The 18,942-nt window shown below is 64.3% G+C and carries 18 protein-coding genes; 16 read left to right on the top strand and 2 right to left on the bottom strand.

Annotated elements, in window-relative coordinates; translation table 11 throughout:
• Nucleotides 1–257 precede the first annotated feature (257 nt).
• A complete protein-coding gene (gene mutS, locus HG718_RS13270) occupies nucleotides 258–3,062 on the top strand; it encodes a DNA mismatch repair protein MutS (RefSeq protein WP_244617632.1) in 2,805 nt (934 codons plus the stop codon).
• Nucleotides 3,063–3,221: 159 nt separating this feature from the next.
• Here mutS and HG718_RS13265 read toward each other — a convergent pair whose 3' ends face one another.
• The gene (locus HG718_RS13265; RefSeq protein WP_160587097.1) at nucleotides 3,222–3,710 is read right to left on the bottom strand and encodes a hypothetical protein; all 489 of its coding nucleotides are present in this window, start codon (nucleotides 3,708–3,710) and stop codon (nucleotides 3,222–3,224) included.
• Between the two features lie 134 nt (nucleotides 3,711–3,844).
• Between HG718_RS13265 and HG718_RS13260 the strand changes: the two genes are divergently transcribed.
• The 4 genes from HG718_RS13260 (at nucleotide 3,845) to murJ (ending at nucleotide 9,053) form a co-directional block, all read left to right on the top strand.
• Entirely contained in the window at nucleotides 3,845–6,829 is a 2,985-nt protein-coding gene (locus tag HG718_RS13260; RefSeq protein ID WP_170080212.1) for a [protein-PII] uridylyltransferase, read from the top strand.
• A gap of 51 nt (nucleotides 6,830–6,880) precedes the next feature.
• Nucleotides 6,881–7,156, top strand: coding sequence for a BrnT family toxin (locus HG718_RS13255; RefSeq protein WP_160587096.1), 276 nt, complete (start codon nucleotides 6,881–6,883; stop codon nucleotides 7,154–7,156).
• Nucleotides 7,134–7,427: a BrnA antitoxin family protein gene (locus HG718_RS13250; protein WP_160587095.1), complete on the top strand. Its 294-nt coding sequence runs from the start codon at nucleotides 7,134–7,136 to the stop codon at nucleotides 7,425–7,427. Before HG718_RS13255 ends, HG718_RS13250 begins: the two co-directional genes overlap by 23 nt.
• 66 nt (nucleotides 7,428–7,493) lie before the next feature.
• Nucleotides 7,494–9,053, top strand: a complete 1,560-nt coding sequence (gene murJ, locus HG718_RS13245) for a murein biosynthesis integral membrane protein MurJ (RefSeq protein ID WP_160587094.1) — start codon at nucleotides 7,494–7,496, stop codon at nucleotides 9,051–9,053.
• A gap of 1 nt (nucleotide 9,054) precedes the next feature.
• Here the strand turns inward: murJ and HG718_RS13240 are convergent, their stop codons facing one another.
• Nucleotides 9,055–9,429 carry a type VI secretion system-associated protein TagO gene (locus HG718_RS13240; RefSeq protein WP_244617653.1) on the bottom strand — a complete coding sequence of 125 codons (375 nt, stop codon included), beginning with the start codon at nucleotides 9,427–9,429 and terminating at the stop codon, nucleotides 9,055–9,057.
• A gap of 247 nt (nucleotides 9,430–9,676) precedes the next feature.
• Between HG718_RS13240 and trpS the strand changes: the two genes are divergently transcribed.
• From trpS to miaB, 11 genes are all read left to right on the top strand, one after another.
• Nucleotides 9,677–10,807, top strand: a complete 1,131-nt coding sequence (gene trpS / locus HG718_RS13235) for a tryptophan--tRNA ligase (protein ID WP_205345640.1) — start codon at nucleotides 9,677–9,679, stop codon at nucleotides 10,805–10,807.
• A 130-nt stretch (nucleotides 10,808–10,937) separates the two neighbouring features.
• On the top strand, nucleotides 10,938–11,972 hold the full coding sequence (locus HG718_RS13230; protein WP_160587092.1) for a DUF2333 family protein: 1,035 nt from the start codon (nucleotides 10,938–10,940) through the stop codon (nucleotides 11,970–11,972).
• 53 nt (nucleotides 11,973–12,025) lie between these two features.
• Nucleotides 12,026–12,574 (top strand): universal stress protein, encoded by a 549-nt coding sequence (locus tag HG718_RS13225; protein ID WP_308936420.1) that lies wholly within the window; start codon nucleotides 12,026–12,028, stop codon nucleotides 12,572–12,574.
• 145 nt (nucleotides 12,575–12,719) lie between these two features.
• The gene (locus HG718_RS13220; protein ID WP_160587091.1) at nucleotides 12,720–13,277 is read left to right on the top strand and encodes a NifU family protein; all 558 of its coding nucleotides are present in this window, start codon (nucleotides 12,720–12,722) and stop codon (nucleotides 13,275–13,277) included.
• Between the two features lie 13 nt (nucleotides 13,278–13,290).
• Entirely contained in the window at nucleotides 13,291–13,824 is a 534-nt protein-coding gene (locus HG718_RS13215; RefSeq protein WP_160587090.1) for a dihydrofolate reductase family protein, read from the top strand.
• A gap of 69 nt (nucleotides 13,825–13,893) precedes the next feature.
• The gene (locus HG718_RS13210; RefSeq protein ID WP_160587089.1) at nucleotides 13,894–14,487 is read left to right on the top strand and encodes a malonic semialdehyde reductase; all 594 of its coding nucleotides are present in this window, start codon (nucleotides 13,894–13,896) and stop codon (nucleotides 14,485–14,487) included.
• A gap of 39 nt (nucleotides 14,488–14,526) precedes the next feature.
• A complete protein-coding gene (gene tsaB / locus HG718_RS13205; RefSeq protein ID WP_160587088.1) occupies nucleotides 14,527–15,264 on the top strand; it encodes a tRNA (adenosine(37)-N6)-threonylcarbamoyltransferase complex dimerization subunit type 1 TsaB in 738 nt (245 codons plus the stop codon).
• Entirely contained in the window at nucleotides 15,257–15,787 is a 531-nt protein-coding gene (gene rimI, locus HG718_RS13200; RefSeq protein WP_205345639.1) for a ribosomal protein S18-alanine N-acetyltransferase, read from the top strand. Before tsaB ends, rimI begins: the two co-directional genes overlap by 8 nt.
• A gap of 127 nt (nucleotides 15,788–15,914) precedes the next feature.
• Nucleotides 15,915–16,349, top strand: a complete 435-nt coding sequence (locus HG718_RS13195) for a Fur family transcriptional regulator (RefSeq protein WP_027838278.1) — start codon at nucleotides 15,915–15,917, stop codon at nucleotides 16,347–16,349.
• A 28-nt stretch (nucleotides 16,350–16,377) separates the two neighbouring features.
• Nucleotides 16,378–17,196, top strand: coding sequence for a lyso-ornithine lipid O-acyltransferase (olsA, locus tag HG718_RS13190; protein ID WP_160587087.1), 819 nt, complete (start codon nucleotides 16,378–16,380; stop codon nucleotides 17,194–17,196).
• 218 nt (nucleotides 17,197–17,414) lie between these two features.
• Complete coding sequence (gene miaB / locus HG718_RS13185) at nucleotides 17,415–18,845, top strand: tRNA (N6-isopentenyl adenosine(37)-C2)-methylthiotransferase MiaB (protein ID WP_280179157.1); 1,431 nt, start codon at nucleotides 17,415–17,417, stop codon at nucleotides 18,843–18,845.
• Nucleotides 18,846–18,942: the final 97 nt, after the last annotated feature.

Genomic DNA, 18,942 nt, shown 5'->3' with positions numbered 1-18,942 from the left:
ATAACGCAGCGTCCTCAAGGGCGCGCCAGGCGACCGGCGTCAGGCGGGGCTGGTGTAGCGGTGGCGCAAGCTATAGGCAAGTCCCGCCCGCAGCGCCACCCCGCCGGCGCCTGCCCGGCGCAACCCGGCTGTGCACCTGTTGCAGGCCTGCCGATCCTGTCCGCGGCCCGGACCTGGTCGCGCAACCTCGGGCGGCCTGATAGTCTCCCTGTCGCCTGCCACCCGCCTTGCTGTCCCATCCGGTAACTCCGCCCCCCATGACGCCTCCCATCCTCAAAGACACCAAGCCCGCAGCCCCCCTGACCGGGGACGCGCTGCCCGCCAAACCCGCGCCCACACCGATGATGGCGCAATATCTCGAGATCAAGGCAGCGCATGAGGACTGCCTGCTGTTCTACCGCATGGGCGATTTCTACGAGCTGTTCTTCGATGATGCGGCCCAGGCCGCCCAGGCGCTCGACATCGCGCTCACCAAGCGCGGCAAGCATCTGGGCGAAGACATCCCCATGTGCGGCGTCCCCGTCCATGCCGCTGACGCCTATCTCTCCCGCCTCATCCGCAAGGGCTTCCGTGTTGCCGTCTGCGAGCAGACCGAGGACCCGGCAGAGGCCAAGAAGCGTGGCTCCAAATCCGTCGTCCAGCGGGCTGTGGTGCGCATCGTCACCCCCGGCACCCTCACGGAAGACGCCCTTCTGGACGCCCGCGACGCCAACATCCTCGCAGCCCTCGCCCGTGTCCGCGCCGACGGCAGCCAGACCCTCGGCCTCGCCTATGCAGATGTCTCCACCGGCGCCTTCCAGGTCGAGGCGGTCGACGCCCCGGCCCTGGCCGCCGCCCTGGCGCGCCTCGCCCCCAGCGAACTCGTGCTGCATGAGGGCCTGCTCGCCGATGAGATGATCGGTGATGCCGTCCAGCAATCCGGTGTTCCGCTTACCCCGCTCAGGGCGTCCGCCTTCGACAGTGACGCCGCCCGCAGCCGGCTTGAAGGCCTGTTCGGCGTCAGGGCACTCGATGCATTCGGTGATTTCACCCGCGCGCAGATCGCCGCCGCCGGGGCGCTGGTCGACTACGTGACCCTCACCCAGGCCGGCACGGCGCCGGTGCTCGAGCCGCCGCGCGGCGCCAGCGACCGCGGCCTGATGGCAATCGACGCGGCCACCCGCACAAGCCTTGAACTCACCCGCGGGCCGGATGGCGCCCGCGACGGCAGCCTGCTTGCCGTCATGGACATGACCGTCACCGCCGCAGGGGCGCGCGAGCTCAAGGCAAGGGTCGCAGCTCCCCTGGCCGACCCCGCGCCGATCAACCGCCGCCTGGCCGCCGTTACCCTGTTTGCCGAACACGGCACCCTGCGCCACGACATGCGCGACTGCCTGCGCCAGATGCCGGATCTCGAGCGCGCCCTGTCGCGTCTCGCCCTCGGCCGCGGCGGCCCTCGCGACCTTGCGGCGATCGGGGCCGCTGTTGCCGCCGCCGCCCGCGCGGCTGCGTTGCTGGACCCGGCCCGCGGCGCGCCCGATTTCCCGCCCCTGCCGGAAGATGTGGCGGAGGCAGCCGCGGCCCTTGAGGGCGCCCGCACCGGCGCGCCCGCCGCGCTCGCCACCTTGCTGGGCCGCGCCCTTGTTGAGGAGCCGCCGCTCTCCGCCCGCGATGGCGGATACATTGCACCGGGCTATGACGCGGATCTCGATGAGCTGGTGTCCCTGCGCGACGGCAGCCGCAAGGTCATCGCAGGTCTTGAGGCCAGGTACCGCGACCAGACCGGCATCAAGACCCTCAAGGTGCGCCACAACAATGTGCTCGGCTACTTCATCGAAGTCACCGCCACCAATGCCGACAGGCTGATGTCCGGCGATCTCGCGGAAACCTTCCGCCACCGCCAGACGCTTGCCAGCGCCATGCGTTTCACCACCGTCGAACTGTCCGAGCTGGACGCCAAGGTGGCGCGGGCAGGGGAGGGCGCCACGGCGCGGGAAAAGGAGCTGTTCGAGGCGCTGGTCGCCCAGGTCACCGAGATCGCCGAACTCGCCCCCATCGCGCGTGCCCTTGCAGGGCTCGACGTCGCCGCAGCCCTGGCCGAAGCAGCTCAGGCCCACGCATGGGCACGGCCGCGGATAGACAACTCACTTGCTTTTAAAGTGGACGCAGGCCGGCACCCGGTAGTGGAAGCCGCCCTGAAGGCGCAAGGGGCAGGGGGCTTCGTGCCCAATGACTGTGACCTAACCGCGGATGCGGCACCGGCCGAGGCGGAAGGGGAAGAAAGCAGTACCAGCCGCCCCGTCTGGCTTCTCACCGGCCCCAACATGGCCGGTAAGTCAACTTTCCTGCGCCAGAATGCGCTGATCGCCGTCATGGCCCAGGCTGGCAGCTTTGTGCCCGCTTCGTCCGCCCATATCGGGGTTGTCGACCGTCTGTTCTCCCGCGTCGGCGCGTCTGACGATTTGGCGCGCGGCCGCTCCACCTTCATGGTGGAAATGGTGGAAACCGCCGCCATCCTCAATCGCGCAACGGACAGGTCACTTGTCATTCTGGATGAGATCGGCCGCGGCACCGCCACCTATGATGGCCTGTCCATCGCCTGGGCGACCCTCGAGCATCTGCATGAGGTCAACCGCGCCCGCACCCTGTTCGCCACCCATTATCATGAGCTGACGGGCCTCACCGCCACCCTGCCGCGCCTGGCCAACGCCACCATGCGCGTGGCCGAGCACGGCGAAGATGTCGTTTTCCTCCACGAGGTCGCTCCCGGCGCGGCCGACCGCTCCTACGGCATTCACGTTGCCCGGCTCGCGGGCCTGCCCGCCCAGGCATTGACCCGCGCCGAAGAAGTGCTCAAGGCTCTGGAAGAGGGCGACACCGCTGCCGGCACCCGGCAGGATCTCGCCCGGGACCTGCCCCTCTTCGCCGCTGCCCCGCGCCCCCGCTCGTCCGGCCACACGGCTGCGGCGCCCGACCCGGTGCGCCAGACCCTCGCAGACGCCAACCCCGACGACATGACCCCCCGCGAAGCTTTGGATTTCCTGTACCAGCTTCGCCGCAAGCTCGGGGATGGCGCAACCTAGCCAGGCATCGCGGGGCGCCCTTCCTTGGCACGCCTCTGCGGCTCAATCCTGCGCAACAAAAAACCCCCGGCCCGGTACCGGCGGCACGCCGACATCGGACCGGGGGCTGTGTCGATTATGCGGGCAGGCCCGCAATCATGCCCGGCGGGCAGGACGCCGCTAGCTCACCGGATCAGGGATCGGCTCCATCTTGATCGGCTCGTTGGCGCTCGGCTCTGACTTCACCGGCGCGTCCTCGGCCTGCGTTGCCACCTCCGCACTGTCGTCCTTGTCCAGGGACACGGAAATCGAGCTGTCATATTTGGCATTGGCACCGGAAGCGGCATCAATAGCCACGCCGACCAGGCCGCCAATCAGCACATTGCCGAAAGTTGCCGCCGCAATTTCGGAGTTCACGATACCGGTGGTCTCGCGATAGCCCTCCTTGTTGCAACGCACCACAAGATCAGTGTTGGATTTCTCAACATGCACCGTCTGCGGCGTCTTGGGCACATTGGCAACCACATTGCCGTTGCGCTCCACCTGGCAGTTTGCTCCCGTCGGATAGGAAGAAATCAGAATGTCCTGCGACGTCCCCTCAACGATCGTTGAACAGCCGGCAGCGCCGAGCGCGACGAGCGCGACAGCGAACCCCATACGAATGGCCATCTGGCCCCCCTCTTTTGTTTTCTCACGCGTTGCGCGAATAAGGCGTGCAAGGTTGAATCTTTCATCCGGCTTGGCAACAAACTTTGTCCCGCCAGGGCAGGCATTGGGGCAGCAAACACGCTATATGTGATGTCATGAGCACAGCATCCGAGACAGACGCCACTCCCGCCAAGCCAGTGACGGCCTCACGGCTGGCCGTCACCCTGTCCCCGGAGGAAATCGTCGATGGCGAGGCGTTGCGCGTGGCGCTCACAGCCTCCTTCCGAGAGCATGCGGGTGACGAGGTAGCCCAGCGCACCGCCGTGCTGGACCTTCTGAAAAAGACCATGGCCGAGGGCCGCGCCCGCATCCGCGACGCGCTGGAACGCGGCATGAAGGGCGTCAAGACGGCGCAGAACCTCTCCTACCTGCAGGATGTGGTGATCCAGGCGTTGTATGACTATTGCCGGGTGCATGCATTCCCATCCGCTCATCACACCGAGGCGGAGAACATCTGCATCGTCGCCGTCGGCGGCTATGGCCGCGGCACCCTGGCACCGCAATCGGATATCGACCTGCTTTTTGTGCTGCCCCACAAGCAGACCCCTTGGGGCGAGAGCGTGGTCGAATACATGCTCTACATGCTGTGGGATCTCGGCCTCAAGGTCGGTCACGCCACCCGCTCGGTGGCCGATTGCATCCGCCTCGCGCGCGAAGACGTGACGATCCGCACCACCATTCTCGAAGCGCGCTATCTCTGGGGCCACCAGCCCCTGTTCGACGAACTGACCGACGCTTTCTGGAACGAGCTTGTGCCCGGCACCGGCCGCGAATTCGTCAAGCTCAAGCTCGCCGAGCGGGATGACCGCCACGCCCGCGCCGGCAAGTCCCGCTACCTTGTCGAGCCCAACATCAAGGAAAGCAAGGGCGGCCTGCGCGACCTGCACACCCTGTTCTGGATCGGCAAATATCTCTACGGCGTGCACGACCCGCGCGAGCTGGTGGAAAAGGGCGTCTTCCGCCAGAGCGAGATGCGCACCTTCATGCGCGCCGAAGAGTTCCTCTGGGCCGTCCGCTGCCACCTGCATTTTGTCACCGGCCGTGCCGAAGACCGCCTGTCCTTCGACATCCAGATCGAGATGGCGCGCCGCCTCGGCTATGTCAGCCATGGCGGCATGAAGGACGTGGAACGCTTCATGAAGCACTACTTCCTCGTCGCCAAGGATGTGGGCGATCTCACCCGCATCTTCTGCGCCACCCTGGAAGACCAGCAGCGCAAGGCCGGCCCCGCCGCCAGCGCTGCCGACCGTCTGCGCAGCCGTCTTGAGCCCTTCATGCAGGCTGTGGGCCTTGGTGCCCGCATGCGCAAGGGGGCAGACCCGCTGCCGCCAGGCTTCGTGCTGGATGGCTCCCGCATCAATGCAGGCGACGAGGACCTGTTCCGCAAGGACCCGGTCAACATCGTCCGCCTGTTCCACACCGCTGAAATGACGGGTACGGACATTCACCCGGACGCCCTGCGTCTCGTCCGCCGCTCCCTGAAGCTGGTGGATGCCGCCCTGCGCAAGGACGAGGAAGCCAACCGCCTGTTCTGCGAAATCCTGATTTCGCCGCACACCCCGGACATCGCGCTCAGGCGCATGAACGAGGCCGGCGTGCTCGGCCGCTTCGTGCTGGATTTCGGCCGCATCGTCGCCCTGATGCAGTTCAACATGTATCACCACTACACGGCTGATGAGCACCTGATCCACGCCATCCACATCCTCTCGCAGATCGAAAAAGGGGCGGATGCGGACGAACACCCCCTGGCCAACGAGCTGATGCAGAAGGTGCAGTCGCGCAAGATCATCTATCTGGCCATGTTCCTCCACGACATCGCCAAGGGCCGCAAGGAGGATCACTCCATCGCCGGGGCCAAGATCGCCCGCAAGCTCGGCCCGCGCCTCGGCCTCACCCCGGCCGAAACAGATACGGTCGCCTGGCTGGTGCTTGAGCACCTCATCATGTCTGACGTGGCCCAGACCCGCGACATCTCCGACCCGCGCACCGTCAAGGACTTTGCCGACAAGGTGCAGAGCCCCGAGCGCCTCAAGCTGCTCACCATCCTCACGACGGCGGACATCAAGGCCGTCGGCCCCGGCGTGTGGAACGGCTGGAAGGCCCAGCTCATCCAGCAGCTCTATGACGAAACACTGCCGCTCCTGTCAGGTGATCATGAGGCCCCCAGCCGCGCCGCCCGCGTCGGGGTTGCGCGCGATGCCCTCAAGCAGCGCATCTCCGATCTCGGCACTGCCACCGTCGAAAGCTTCGCCGGCCGCATGACCGACAGCTACTGGCTGGTGGTGGACCCGGACACCCAGGAACGCCATGCCCGCCTCATGGCCGGCGCGGACACGTCCCATGGCGACGAAGCCGTGCTGGAAATCGACGTCACCCCGCTGCCCGACGATGATGCGACGGAAATCTCCGTCTACGCGCTCGACCACCCGGGCATCTTCTCGCGCATCGCCGGTGCCGTCGCCATGACCGGCGCCAATATCGTGGACGCCAAGATCTTCACCACCAATGACGGCATGGCGCTCGATACCTTCTGGGTACAGAGCGACAATTCCGAGGTGCTGGATGATGCCCGCCGCGTGCAGCGCCTGCGCGAGCTCATTGACAAGACCCTGCGCGGCGAGGCCAAGCCCAAGGAAGCCATCGCCCGCGAGCGCAAGCGCACCCGCCGCCAGCAGGCTTTCGAGATCGAGCCCCAGGTCCTGATCGACAATTCAGTGTCCGACCGTTTCACGGTCATCGAGGTCAACGCGCTGGACCGCCCGGGCCTGCTCTATGACCTCACCCGCGCCCTGTTCCACCTGGGCCTCACCATCACCTCCGCCCACATCGCCACCTATGGGGAGCGCATCGTCGACGTGTTCTATGTAAAGGATGTCGCCGGCGGCAAGGTGGTGCAGGACGGCAAGAAGGAAGCCGTGGAAGACGGCCTCCTCGCCGCCATCAACTCAGCCTTGAGCCCCCGCCCCAAGGACGTCGAAGAACGCGTCCAGAAACGCACCGAACGCCGCGAAGCCGCCCGCGAAACCGGCCAGAAGGCAAGAGATGCAAGGACGAAGCGGCTGAAGGGGGCGGCGGAGTAGGGCTTGGCACCCAATCAAATCGTAACTACAATATAATAATCAGGCGTTACGATGGAATTCGAATGGGATGACGCAAAAGCCGCCGCCAATCTGGCTAAACACGGCGTTGCTTTTGACGAAATCCTCGATTTCCAATGGGATCGGGCCATTGTGCTTGAGGACACGCGCCGCGATTACGGCGAGCCACGCTATATCGCGCTCGGCCCTATAGGCTCGCGCATCTATGTGGTTGTGTTTACACGGCGCAGCCCGGCGGTCCGCCTGATCAGTTTGCGTAAGGCCAATCGGCGAGAGGTGGCTAGTTATGAGCGGGAAGAAAAAGCCTGACGCGATATCCCAAGAGGATTGGGATGCTGTCGACAGTCCTGAGCTCACCGATGATCAACTCGCAGCCATGCGCCCGGCCGACGACGTCCTGCCGGACGTGGTGGACGCGTATCGGAAAACCCGCGGCCAGCAGAAGGCGCCGACGAAGCAGCAGGTGACCCTTCGGCTGGATCAGGACGTCGTCCAGCACTTCAAACAGGATGGTGCCGGTTGGCAAACCCGCATCAACGCCGCATTGCGCACAATGATCACGGTAGACGAAAAAAGATAGGCTGAGCGCACAGGCCACGTCCCTCGGCCTTGCTTTCGCCCCCAAACACCCGCATCCCTTTCGCCCATGAACCTCCTGCGCGCCTTCGCCACGGTCGGTGGCATGACCATGATGAGCCGTGTGCTGGGCTTCGTGCGCGATATCCTGATCGCCGCGGTGCTGGGCACTGGGCCCATGGCCGACGCGTTCTTCGTGGCGTTCAAGTTCCCCAATCTGTTCCGGCGCCTGTTTGCCGAAGGCGCGTTCAACTCGGCCTTCGTGCCGCTCTTCGCCAAGCGGCTGGAAGGCGAGGGCGAAAAATCCGCCCGCCAATTCGCCGAAGAAGCATTTGCGGTCCTCCTCACAACGCTGGTGATCGTCACCGTCGCAGCCCAGCTCGCCATGCCGTGGCTGATGTATGTGATCGCCCCGGGCTTTGCCGACACGCCGGCCAAGTTCGACATGGCGGTGGTCTTCACCCAGATCGCCTTCCCTTATCTTCTGTTCATGTCGCTGGTGGCGCTGCTGTCGGGCGTGCTCAACTCGCTGGGCAAGTTCGCCGCCGCGGCCTTCGCGCCGGTGCTGCTCAACGTCATCCTCATCGCCACCCTCACCATCACAGCGCCCTGGTTCGCCAATCCCGGCCTCGCGCTCGTCTGGGGCGTCGCGGCGGCAGGGCTGGCGCAATTCCTCATGCTGGCCTGGGCTGCCCGCCGCGCCGGCATGCTGCCGCGCCTGCGCCTCCCCCGGCTCACCACCGGCGTCAAACGCCTCGTGGTCCTCGGCATTCCGGGCGTCATCGCCGGCGGCATCGCGCAGATCAACCTTCTGATCGGCACCATCATCGCCTCGCTGCAGGACGGCGCGGTGTCGTGGCTCTATTACGCCGACCGGGTCTACCAGCTGCCCCTGGGCGTCATCGGCATCGCCATCGGTGTCGTGCTGCTGCCCGATCTCGCCCGCCGCCTGCGCGCGGAGGATGCGGGCGGCGCCCTGTGGTCGCAGAACCGCGCGCTCGAGTTTTCCATGCTGCTGACCCTGCCCGCCACGGCAGCGCTCATCGCCATCCCCGGCCCCATCGTCGAGACCCTGTTCGAGCGCGGTGCCTTCGACGCGGCGGATACGCTGAACACGCAAATGGCGCTCGCAGCCTTCGCCCTCGGCTTGCCCGCCTTCGTGCTCATCAAGGTCTTCTCGCCCGGCTTCTTCGCCCGCGAGAACACCGCCACCCCCATGCGCTTTGCCGCCGCCGGCATCGCCGTCAACATCACGGGCTCGCTGATCCTGTTCTACCAGGTGGGCTTTATCGGTATCGCCATCGCCACCTCAATGGCCGCCTGGGTCAATGCCGGGCTCCTGTGGCTGCGCCTGCGCTCCCTCGGCCATTACACGGCTGATGAGCGCCTCATCGCCCGCCTGCCGAAAATCATCCTCGCAAGCGCGCTGATGGGTGCAGCCCTCTGGGCCGCCGCCACCTATGCCGGGCCTTACGCGGCGGACCTCGTCTCCAATGGCTGGACGGCCGAAGCCCTGGGCATCCTCGCCCTTGCAATTCTGGTCGCTGGGGGCGCGGCAACTTATGCACTACTGTGCCAGCTCACCGGCGCGGCGACGGTCGCTGATATCAAGAAGGTCTTGCAGAGATAGCCTAAGGCTTCCATCCACAGCGATTTGCGATCTGTTCAACCACTTGATTGATGCCCTTGATGTCAAAACGAGCTCGAACGGTGTTGTCTCCATATGGCGTTGTCTCAAGCAAGAAACTGCTAGCTCCCTTCAGCCGTTTAATGAGACTGATTCCGCTGCCACGCCATTTGCCAGTTGCTTCGTAATCGGTCGACATCGACCATTTTTCTGTTCTTGGACTGTTTTTATCAATTCTATATCGAACGCTATGATTGTTGTAGATTCCTCCAGTCGTAATGTATCTCCGCCAATTAACATAAATATTCGTTCTATTCTCAATGCACGAAATTGTTAGTTTTGCGTACTGTCCCCCAAAACCAAACTGACTAGGTACCATCTCTTGGGAGTCGACAGAAAAAGACAGATTCCTGAAGTCGTTCATTTCAGATGTCCAGTCACCTTTCTGCCAGTTCCCAGGACTCGCAAGAGTCACATTGCCCATCATGACAAAAGCGAATGTGGGCAAACCTAAACTTATGCATCGACTTAGATATGAGATCATTTGGCACCCCCTTTGCTCAATCAGGCTTAGTTTCCTGCGAAATGCAACCCAGAGCAACTAATTCTGGTGACTTGCGGGTCTGATGCCAGCGCGCCATAAGACGCGCCATCTGTTCTGGCCACCCCGGTTTCCACCACCGGGGTTTTTTGGAGAAGTGCCACTCATGTCCTCACCTGCTTTCCCTGATCGCGTCTTTTCCGGTGTCCAGCCCACGGGCACCCTCACCCTCGGCAATTACCTTGGCGCCATCCGCCGCTTCGCCGATTACCAGGACCGCTACGAGTGCCTCTACTGCGTGGTGGACATGCACGCGATCACCCTCTGGCAGGACCCCGCCGAGCTTCACGCCAACACCCTCGGCGTCACCGCGGCCTATCTCGCAGCCGGTCTCGACCCTGAAAAGAACATCATCTTCAACCAGAGCCAGGTGCCCCAGCACGCGGAGCTGGCCTGGGTGTTCAACTGCGTCACCCGCATCGGCTGGCTCAACCGCATGACCCAGTTCAAGGAAAAGGCCGGCAAGCACCGCGAGAACGCGTCTGCCGGGCTGTACGTCTATCCAAGCCTCATGGCGGCGGACATCCTCGTCTATCGGGCCACCCATGTGCCCGTCGGCGATGACCAGAAGCAGCACCTTGAGCTCGCCCGCGACATCGCGCAGAAGTTTAATCACGATTACGGCGATATCATCCGTGAGCGGACGAACCAGGACGAGTTCTTCCCGCAGCCCGAACCGCTGATCGAGGGCCCGGCCATGCGCGTCATGAGCCTGCGCGACGCCACCAAGAAGATGTCGAAGTCCGACCCGTCGGACATGTCGCGCATCAACATGGATGACGACGCCGACACCATCGCCCAGAAGATCCGCAAGGCGAAGACCGACCCTGAGCCCCTGCCGGGAGAGGAAGCCGGCTTCGAAGGCCGTCCGGAGGCGGAAAATCTGATCGGCATCTATGCCGCCCTGGCGCAGGAACCGAAGCTGGCTGTGGTCGATCGTTACGCCGGTGCCCAGTTCTCGGAGTTCAAGAAGGAGCTCACCGAACTGGCCGTCACCACGCTTGCGCCTGTGTCCGACGAGCTGCGCCGCCTCAAGGCGGATCCGGGCTACCTCGAAGGTGTGCTCAAGTCAGGTGCTGAGAAAGCCGCCGGGCTGGCCGAGCCCGTCATGCGCGAGACCAAGGCCATTGTCGGGTTCGTAGGTGCCCGCAGCTGACCTGTGGTCTGCAGACAAGAGCGCGGGAGAGGGCGTCACTTGATCCATTTCCCGCGCTTCTTATGTAAAAGCCGAACCACGACAGACCCGCTATAGTCCCTGAAGCTGAAAGAGAGGCCGGGCCACATCCATGGGCATGCTCGATAAGGTGCGCGACAGCGCCCGTTCCCTGCGCAACAAATGGGCCTATCGCGATACATCGGGCACGGTGGGCCGCCCGGCCGCCTCCCGCAGCTGGGTGCCCAGCCTCGAAGGTGTGTGGCTGCGCCGCCTGGCCATAGCACTCGCTGTCTTCCTGCTGCTTTATTACCCCATCGGCGCCTTCATCACCCACAAGGTGGATGACACGCTGGCCTATGAAATCCAGGGCGAGGTGCTCCCCGGCCAAAGCCGTGCGGTCGCCATCACCGCCGACCTGATCGACCGCGAGGTCAATCAGAATGGCTGGGTCGCCAATGATCCCTTCTTCGTCCCCGCCGCCATCCTCGACAACATGCCCAATTTCCAGAAGGGCGTTGTCGCCGCGCTGGCGCGCTTCTCCTTCGAGCTGACCGACCAATTGGGCCGCACCCGTGGCTCCAGTGAGGCGGATGCCGACCTGCAGGCCGCAGCGGGCCTGCTGCAATATCCCGGCGATGTCTGGGTGTGGGACCCCACTACGTCCCTCGTCCCCACTGCCACATCCGAGGCGCAGTACCGCAAGGCCATGCGTGCCCTGCGCAACTACAATTCACGCCTCGCCGCGGGCGACGCCACCTTTCAGCGCCGCGCCGACAATCTTCAGGCAACGCTTGATCGTATCGCGCTCGACCTTGGTTCCACCTCCGCCGTGCTTGACCGGCACGTGGTGGAGGAATCCGGTTTCCCCATCGATACGTCTGCGGATGATCTGTTCTATTTTACCAAGGGTCAGGTCTACGGCTACTACATGATCCTGCGGGAGCTGCGCCGTGATTTCGACCAGCTCCTCGTCGAACGTGAACTGGCCCAGCCCTGGGACGAACTGATGGCCTCCATGCAGCAGACCGTCGATCTCAACCCGTGGGTGGTGATCGACGGGGCACCGGACGCCCAGTTCTTCCCCAGCCACCTCGCAACGCAGGGCTTCTACCTGTTGCGGGCCCGCACACAGCTGCGCGAGATCACCAATATTCTCTTGAAATAGTCATTAATCTTGCCGCTTGCGTTTTGCCCGTGCGCGCGGGCAGTCTCATCGGCATGACCGACAAGAGTACCAGCCCCCAGACCGCGACCCAGTGGTCGGAGCCGATGCCGGACAACCCGGCACCCAAGGCGCCGCCCGCGCGCAAGCGCAAGTTCCTGGTCATTGCGGATGGCTCGGAAGAATCCAGCAAGGCCCTGCGCTTTGCCTCCCTCCGCGCGGCCCACACTGAAGGGGCGGTGACGCTTCTGGCGGTCATCGGCCCGGCCGATTTCCAGCACTGGCTGGGGGTGGAAAACCTCATGCGCGAAGAGGCCATGGATGAGGCGGAGCGCGTGCTGCACCGGCTTGCCGCCGAGGCCTACGACAATTTCGGCGTCCGGCCAGAGCTGGTGGTTAAGGAAGGCAAGCTGCGTGAAAAGATCGCAAGCCTGATCGAGAAAGACCCAGACATCGCCGTGCTCGTCCTCGCCGCTGCCACCGGCAAGGAAGGCCCGGGCCCGCTCGTCTCCTCCATCGCAGGCGATGCCGCCGGCGGCTTCGGCATCCCCGTCACCATCGTGCCGGGCGACCTCACCGACGAGCAGATCAGCCTCCTCGCCTGAGCCTGCACCCTGGCGCCATCCGCAAAACCCTGATGTCCCCATGGTTGAAGTGGTGGCCCCCATGGGCCATTTAGGGGATAACCAACGTCACAGGTCGGGTATTTCCGGCCCCGGAAAATGTCCGGACCTGCCCCGGAGCACGCATATGTTCATTCAGACAGAATCGACCCCCAATCCGGCCACCATGAAGTTCCTGCCCGGCCAGACCGTAATGGGCGAAGGCACGGCGGATTTCACCGATGCCGACGCAGCCAAGGCGTCGCCCCTGGCGGACCGCCTGTTCGCCCTCGGCAATGTGGAGGGCGTGTTCTTCGGCTCGGATTTCATCACCGTTACCAAGGCTGATGATGTGGACTGGATGCACATCCGCCCGGCCGTGCTCGGCGCGATCATGGACCATTTCACCACCGGCGCCCCGCTGATGGCCGATGGCGCGGAGACATCCTCCGGTCATGCGCCCTCTGACGGCGACGACAGCGAACTGGTCACCCAGATCAAGGACATTCTCGACACCCGCGTGCGCCCTGCCGTCGCGCAGGATGGCGGCGACATCGTCTTCCACGGCTTCGAGGAAGGCGTCGTCTATCTCAACATGATCGGTGCCTGCGCCGGCTGCCCGGCCTCGACCGCCACGCTGAAGAACGGCGTCGAGAACCTGCTCAAGCATTTCGTCCCCGAAGTGCAGGAAGTCCGCGCCGTCTAGGCAGCAGAGTAGTATGCCGCTTACCCGATACTACATTGCCGCCAGTGCGGATGGCTTCGTCGCCGAGGCAGATGGCGGCGTCGCATGGCTCGAGCGTTTCACCGATGACAGCGGCTATGGCTATGCGCCCTTCTATGAAGCAGTCGGTACACTGATCATGGGCCGCGCAACCTATGACCAGGTGCGTGAGTTCGGTGATTGGCCCTATGACGATAAACCGGCACTGATTGTAACCGGGCGACCGGTTGAAGATGCTCCACATGCTGGGGTTCGTGCCATAAGGCCGGATGAGTTAGTCGCGCGCGTCAGGGATATGCGCCAGGAGGATGAAGCCGGCGACATCTGGATTGTCGGTGGCCCGGCTTCGACCGCCCCGCTCCTGGCAGCCGGCCTGGTGGACCAGCTTGAGATATCCGTCATGCCGCAGCTACTGGGCAACGGAATCCGGCTGTTTCCTGAGGGGGGTCCGGCAGCGCCGTTGAAACTTCTTTCTCATCAGGCCTATGCGGATGGCGTTATATCGCTAACTTATGCCACCGGAGCATAAGTTCCCGCTCCTTGCCTTTGCCAGAATTCCGCCTGCAAGCCCGTACATCCAATAGAAAGCCAGGGATCCATGTCCGACAAGCTCTCCGCCCAGGCCCTCGACCAGCTTTTCTACGAGGCGCGCACGCACAATTTCTGGCTCGATAAGCCGGTAAGCGAGGAGACGCTGCAGGAGCTTTATGGCCTCATGCGCATGGGCCCCACCTCCGCGAATTGCTCGCCCGCCCGCATCATCTTCGTGAAATCCGACGAGGCGAAAGCCCGCCTGAAACCGCTTCTGATGGAGGGCAATCAGGAAAAGACCATGGCCGCCCCCGTCTGCGCGATCATCGGTCATGATGTGGAGTTCTACGAGCGCATCCCGGAACTGTTCCCGCACAATCCGGATGCCAAGAACTGGTTCAACGGGTCTGCCGAATTCGCAGAACAGACCGCCTTCCGCAACGGCTCTCTCCAAGGGGCGTACTTCATCATGGCTGCCCGCGCACTCGGCCTTGATTGCGGTCCCATGTCCGGCTTCGACAATGCCGGGGTGGACGAGGCTTTCTTCAAGGGCACCACGGTCAAGTCCAACTTCCTGTGCAATATCGGCTATGGCGATGCCGCGAAGCTTGATCCGCGCTCGCCGCGTCTGCCCTTCGATGACGCCTGCACGGTGCTGTGATCCGGTTGGCCGACAGTTGATTTCTATACGGATTAAGTTGTGACCTCATCTTCGAATACCGGGCCGGACGACGTCTTCGTCCTTGGCTTCGATACCGCCATGGATGCCTGCCAGGCTGCCATCGTGTCGCGCAGCGGTGCCATCGTGGCCAAGGCACATGAACCCATGAAGCGCGGCCATGCCGAGTATCTGATCCCGATGATCGGCGGCGTGCTCGAAGCCGCAGGCCTTGAGCTAAAGGATCTCACGCGCATCGGCGTCACGGTCGGGCCCGGTACCTTTGCGGGTTTGCGTGTCGGCCTGTCGGCGGCCCGCAGTTTCGGCCTGTCCCATGATATCCCCATTGTCGGTGTCACCACGCTGGAGGCTGTGGCCGTCACCCTGCCGGAACCGGAAGCCGGTCAGCCCCTGCGCGCCGGTGTCATCGCCTTTGATGCGCGCAATGACGAAGTCTACCTGCAGGTCGTCGACCCGCTCGGCACGCTCGTCGTCGCGCCGTCCGTGGTGGACCTGGCAACAGCAGCCGACGCCGTGCCCGAGGGGCTTGTGAATCTGTCCGGCTCGGGCGCACCCAAGCTGGCTGACGCGCTCGCCGCCCGGTCCCGCGCAGCCGACGTCAATGTCGTGGATGAAAGCCTGTGGGCGCCGCAGGCCGAGTGGATTGCCCGCCTCGCGCTCGTCGCCCCAGATGACAGGGTCGGCCCGCCATCCCCGCTCTACCTGCGTCCGCCGGATGCCAAGGAGCCCGAAAACGGCGGAGCGCTGCCCCATGCCTGAGACAGCTCAGTCCGCGGCGGCTGCCACATCTTCCATGCGCCCGCATGTCCGCCCCGCCCGGCCCGGTGAGCTCGACACCGTCGCCGATCTGCATGCCGCAGCCTTTCCGCCCCACGCGGTCTGGACCAGACAGGCCTTCGCCGACTTGCTGGCAACCCCGGGCACCTTTGCCCTCGTCTGCGGCCCCCAGGGTGAAGATGATGTGCTGGCCGGTTTCATCCTCATGCGGGTGGCCGGCACCGAGGCCGAGGTGCTGACCATCGCTGTTGATCCCGCCGGCCGCCGTCAGGGCGCCGGGCGCGGTCTTGTTCTGGGGGGCATCACCGCCTGCCTGGCTGCCGGATGTACGTCGGTCTTCCTCGAAGTCGCTGCCGACAATGACGCCGCCCGCGCCCTCTACGCATCCCTCGGCTTCGAGACGGCCGGCACCCGCAAGGCTTACTACCGACGCCCGGAGGGTGGGGCGGTGGACGGCATCGTCATGTGCTGGTCCGCCGATGCGGATCAGTCGCAAAACCTTTGATTTCATGAGGCTTTTGCCTCAAAAGGATGACGCCGGAGGCCGGAAGGTCTAGATTGTTTCCAAACTGGTGCAGGCCGTCCGCCGGCACCGGAACGACCGCGTTCGAAGATCAGGACGGATAAGCGAGATGGACAGGCTAGAGACACTTTGCGTCGAAAAAGGCATGCGCATGACCGAGCAGCGCCGCGTCATTGCCCGCGTGCTGTCAGCCTCCGATGACCACCCGGATGTGGAAGAGCTGTATCGCCGCGCCTCGGAGGTGGACCCCAACATCTCCATTGCCACGGTCTACCGCACCGTGCGCCTCTTCGAGGAAGCCGGCATTCTGGAGCGCCACGATTTCCGTGACGGCCGCTCCCGCTACGAGCCCGCCACCGACGATCACCACGATCATCTGATCAACGTGCAGACGGGCGAAGTGGTGGAATTCAACAACGAGGAAATCGAGCGGCTGCAGGAAATCGTTGCCCGCGAGCTGGGCTACGAGCTTGTGGACCATCGTCTCGAGCTCTATGGCGTGCCTCTTTCCGACAAGAACAAGTCAAAGGCCTCCGCCGGCTGACACCGGCCGGGGTAGGGGGGACACGCTCATGGGCACCTGGCGCGCCGGTCTTCGGGTAGCAGGCTTTCTCGGCATGACGGTCGCCATCATGCCTGTGCAGTGGCTTCTCATCCGTTTCGGTCTTGCCGGCGCGCGCAGCCTGCCGGTGCGCTATCACCGCCTGTTGTGCAAGCTCATCGGCATCAAGGTCACCGTCAAGGGCACGCCGGTCACTGACAGGCCGGTGCTCATCTGCGCCAACCATACCTCCTATCTCGATATCCCGGTGATGAGCACGGTCTTCCCGGTCTCCTTCATCGCCAAGAGCGAAGTGGCCACCTGGCCCTTCTTCGGGCAGATGTCCAAACTCCAGCGCACGGTCTTCGTCGAGCGCGAGCGCCGCACCAAGACCCGCGAGCACCGCAACGAAATCCACGCCCGCATCGTCAATGGCGACACGCTGATCCTGTTTCCGGAAGGTACCTCCAATGACGGCAACCGGGTGCTGCCCTTCAAGAGCGCCCTCATGTCCGTCGCCCAGATGAGCGTCGTCGGCGAGGACGGCACCCTGGACGACATGGTGATGGTGCAGCCCGTCTCGCTTGCCTATACGCGCCTGCACGGCATTCCCATGGGCCGCCACTACCGGCCCTTCTTTGCCTGGTATGGCGACATGGATCTCGTCCCGCATCTGTGGGACGTGTTCAAACTCGGGCCATTTGACGTGGTGCTGGAGTTCCATGAACCGGTTTCCATCACCGAGGCCGGCACCCGCAAGGCCCTGGCGCGCTATTGTGAGGACAAGGTGGCAGAAGGCGTATCCCGGGCCATCTCCGGCCGGGATGACGCCGGCCGCAAGGCCGCCTGAGCACCGTCCCGCCCGGCCTCACACACTGTCATCCGCCTGCCATCTGCCGCCCCCATTGTTTGGACAGGGCGAGTCGGGCTCAGGGTCCGCTTTCTCCCGCCCACTCCCGTCCGCATGGCAGGCCATTAACGGTGTCAGTTGAGCGCAAGGCCAATCAGGCGCATATAGGATGATAAATCAGTACGTTGCGCCTGTTCCCACGGAGTGAAATCCAAGTCTTGACGTCCCGACACCCATCCGCCCCCGCCGACAGCAACACGCCGAAGCTCTTCATCAAGACCTATGGCTGCCAGATGAATGTCTATGACAGCGACCGCATGTCGGACGCGCTGGCGCCCAAGGGCTTCGAAGCAAGCACGACGCCGGACGGCGCGGATCTCATCATCCTCAACACCTGCCACATCCGCGAGAAAGCCGCCGAGAAGGTCTATTCGGAGCTCGGCCGGCTGCGCGCCCTCAAGGAGGAGCGCCTGAAGGCAGGCCGCCCGCTGACCATCGGCGTTGCCGGCTGCGTTGCCCAGGCGGAAGGCGAAGAGATGTTGTCCCGCGCCCCGGTGGTTGATTTCGTCGTCGGCCCCCAGGCCTATCACCGCCTGCCGCAGCTGGTTGAGCGCGCCCGCGACGGGGAGCGCCCGGTGGAGACCGACTTCCCCACCGAGGACAAGTTCGAGCATCTGCCCCAGGCCACAAAACAGGTCACCCTGAAGCGCGGCCCTGCCGCCTTCCTCACCGTTCAGGAAGGATGCGACAAGTTCTGCACCTTCTGCGTGGTGCCCTATACCCGCGGGGCGGAAACATCGCGCCCGATGGCGCACCTGCTGGATGAGGCCCGCGCCCTCGTGGATGCAGGCGTCCGCGAGATCACGCTTCTCGGCCAGAACGTCAATGCCTGGCATGGCGAGGATGCGGGCGGCACAGCCTCCAATCTCGGCAAGCTGCTGTTTGCGCTGGCGGAGATCGATGGTGTCGACCGCCTGCGCTATACCACCAGCCACCCCCGCGACATGCACGGTGAGCTGTTCGCCGCCCATCGCGATCTCGACAAGGTCATGCCCTATCTGCACCTGCCCGTGCAGGCAGGCTCGGACCGCATCCTGAAGGCGATGAACCGTCAGCATACGGCGGATGAGTATCGCGCCCTTGTCGACAAGCTGCGCGACGCCCGGCCCGACATCGCCCTGTCAGGGGATTTCATCGTCGGTTTCCCCGGCGAAACCGACGAAGACTTCGAGGCCACACTGCAGCTGGTGCGCGATGTCGGCTATGCGCAGGCTTACTCCTTCAAATACTCCCAGCGCCCCGGCACCCCCGCCGCCACCCATGACGTGCAGGTCGAAGAAGACGTGAAGGCCGAGCGCCTTGCCCGCCTGCAGGCGCTGCTCAACGATCAGGCGCGCGCCTTCAACGCCACGATGGTCGGCCGCACCATGGATGTGCTGCTTGACCGCAAGGGCAAGCGCGCGGGCCAGCTCGCCGGGCGCTCGCCCTATCTGCAGGCCGTGCATCTGGATGCGCCTGATGCCCTGCAGGGACATATCGTGCCCGTCCGCATTGATGCCGCCCACGCCAACAGCTTGTCCGGCAGCCTGCTGCACGGGGATGCTGCCGCAACGCCTGCCACCGCCGTACCCGAACTGCCTGTTGCCTGACCCATCCTTGAGAAGGAGCCGCTGCTTGCCAGTCGAAAACAGCACCTCGCCCATCCCGTCCGGAACAGAGGACGGTTCCGCGGATCAGCCGCCTGCC

Source organism: Pyruvatibacter mobilis, from assembly GCF_012848855.1.
Lineage (GTDB): Bacteria > Pseudomonadota > Alphaproteobacteria > CGMCC-115125 > CGMCC-115125 > Pyruvatibacter > Pyruvatibacter mobilis.
The sequence above is the reverse complement of the archived record's forward strand: the minus strand, read 5'-3'. Positions and strand labels throughout refer to the sequence as shown.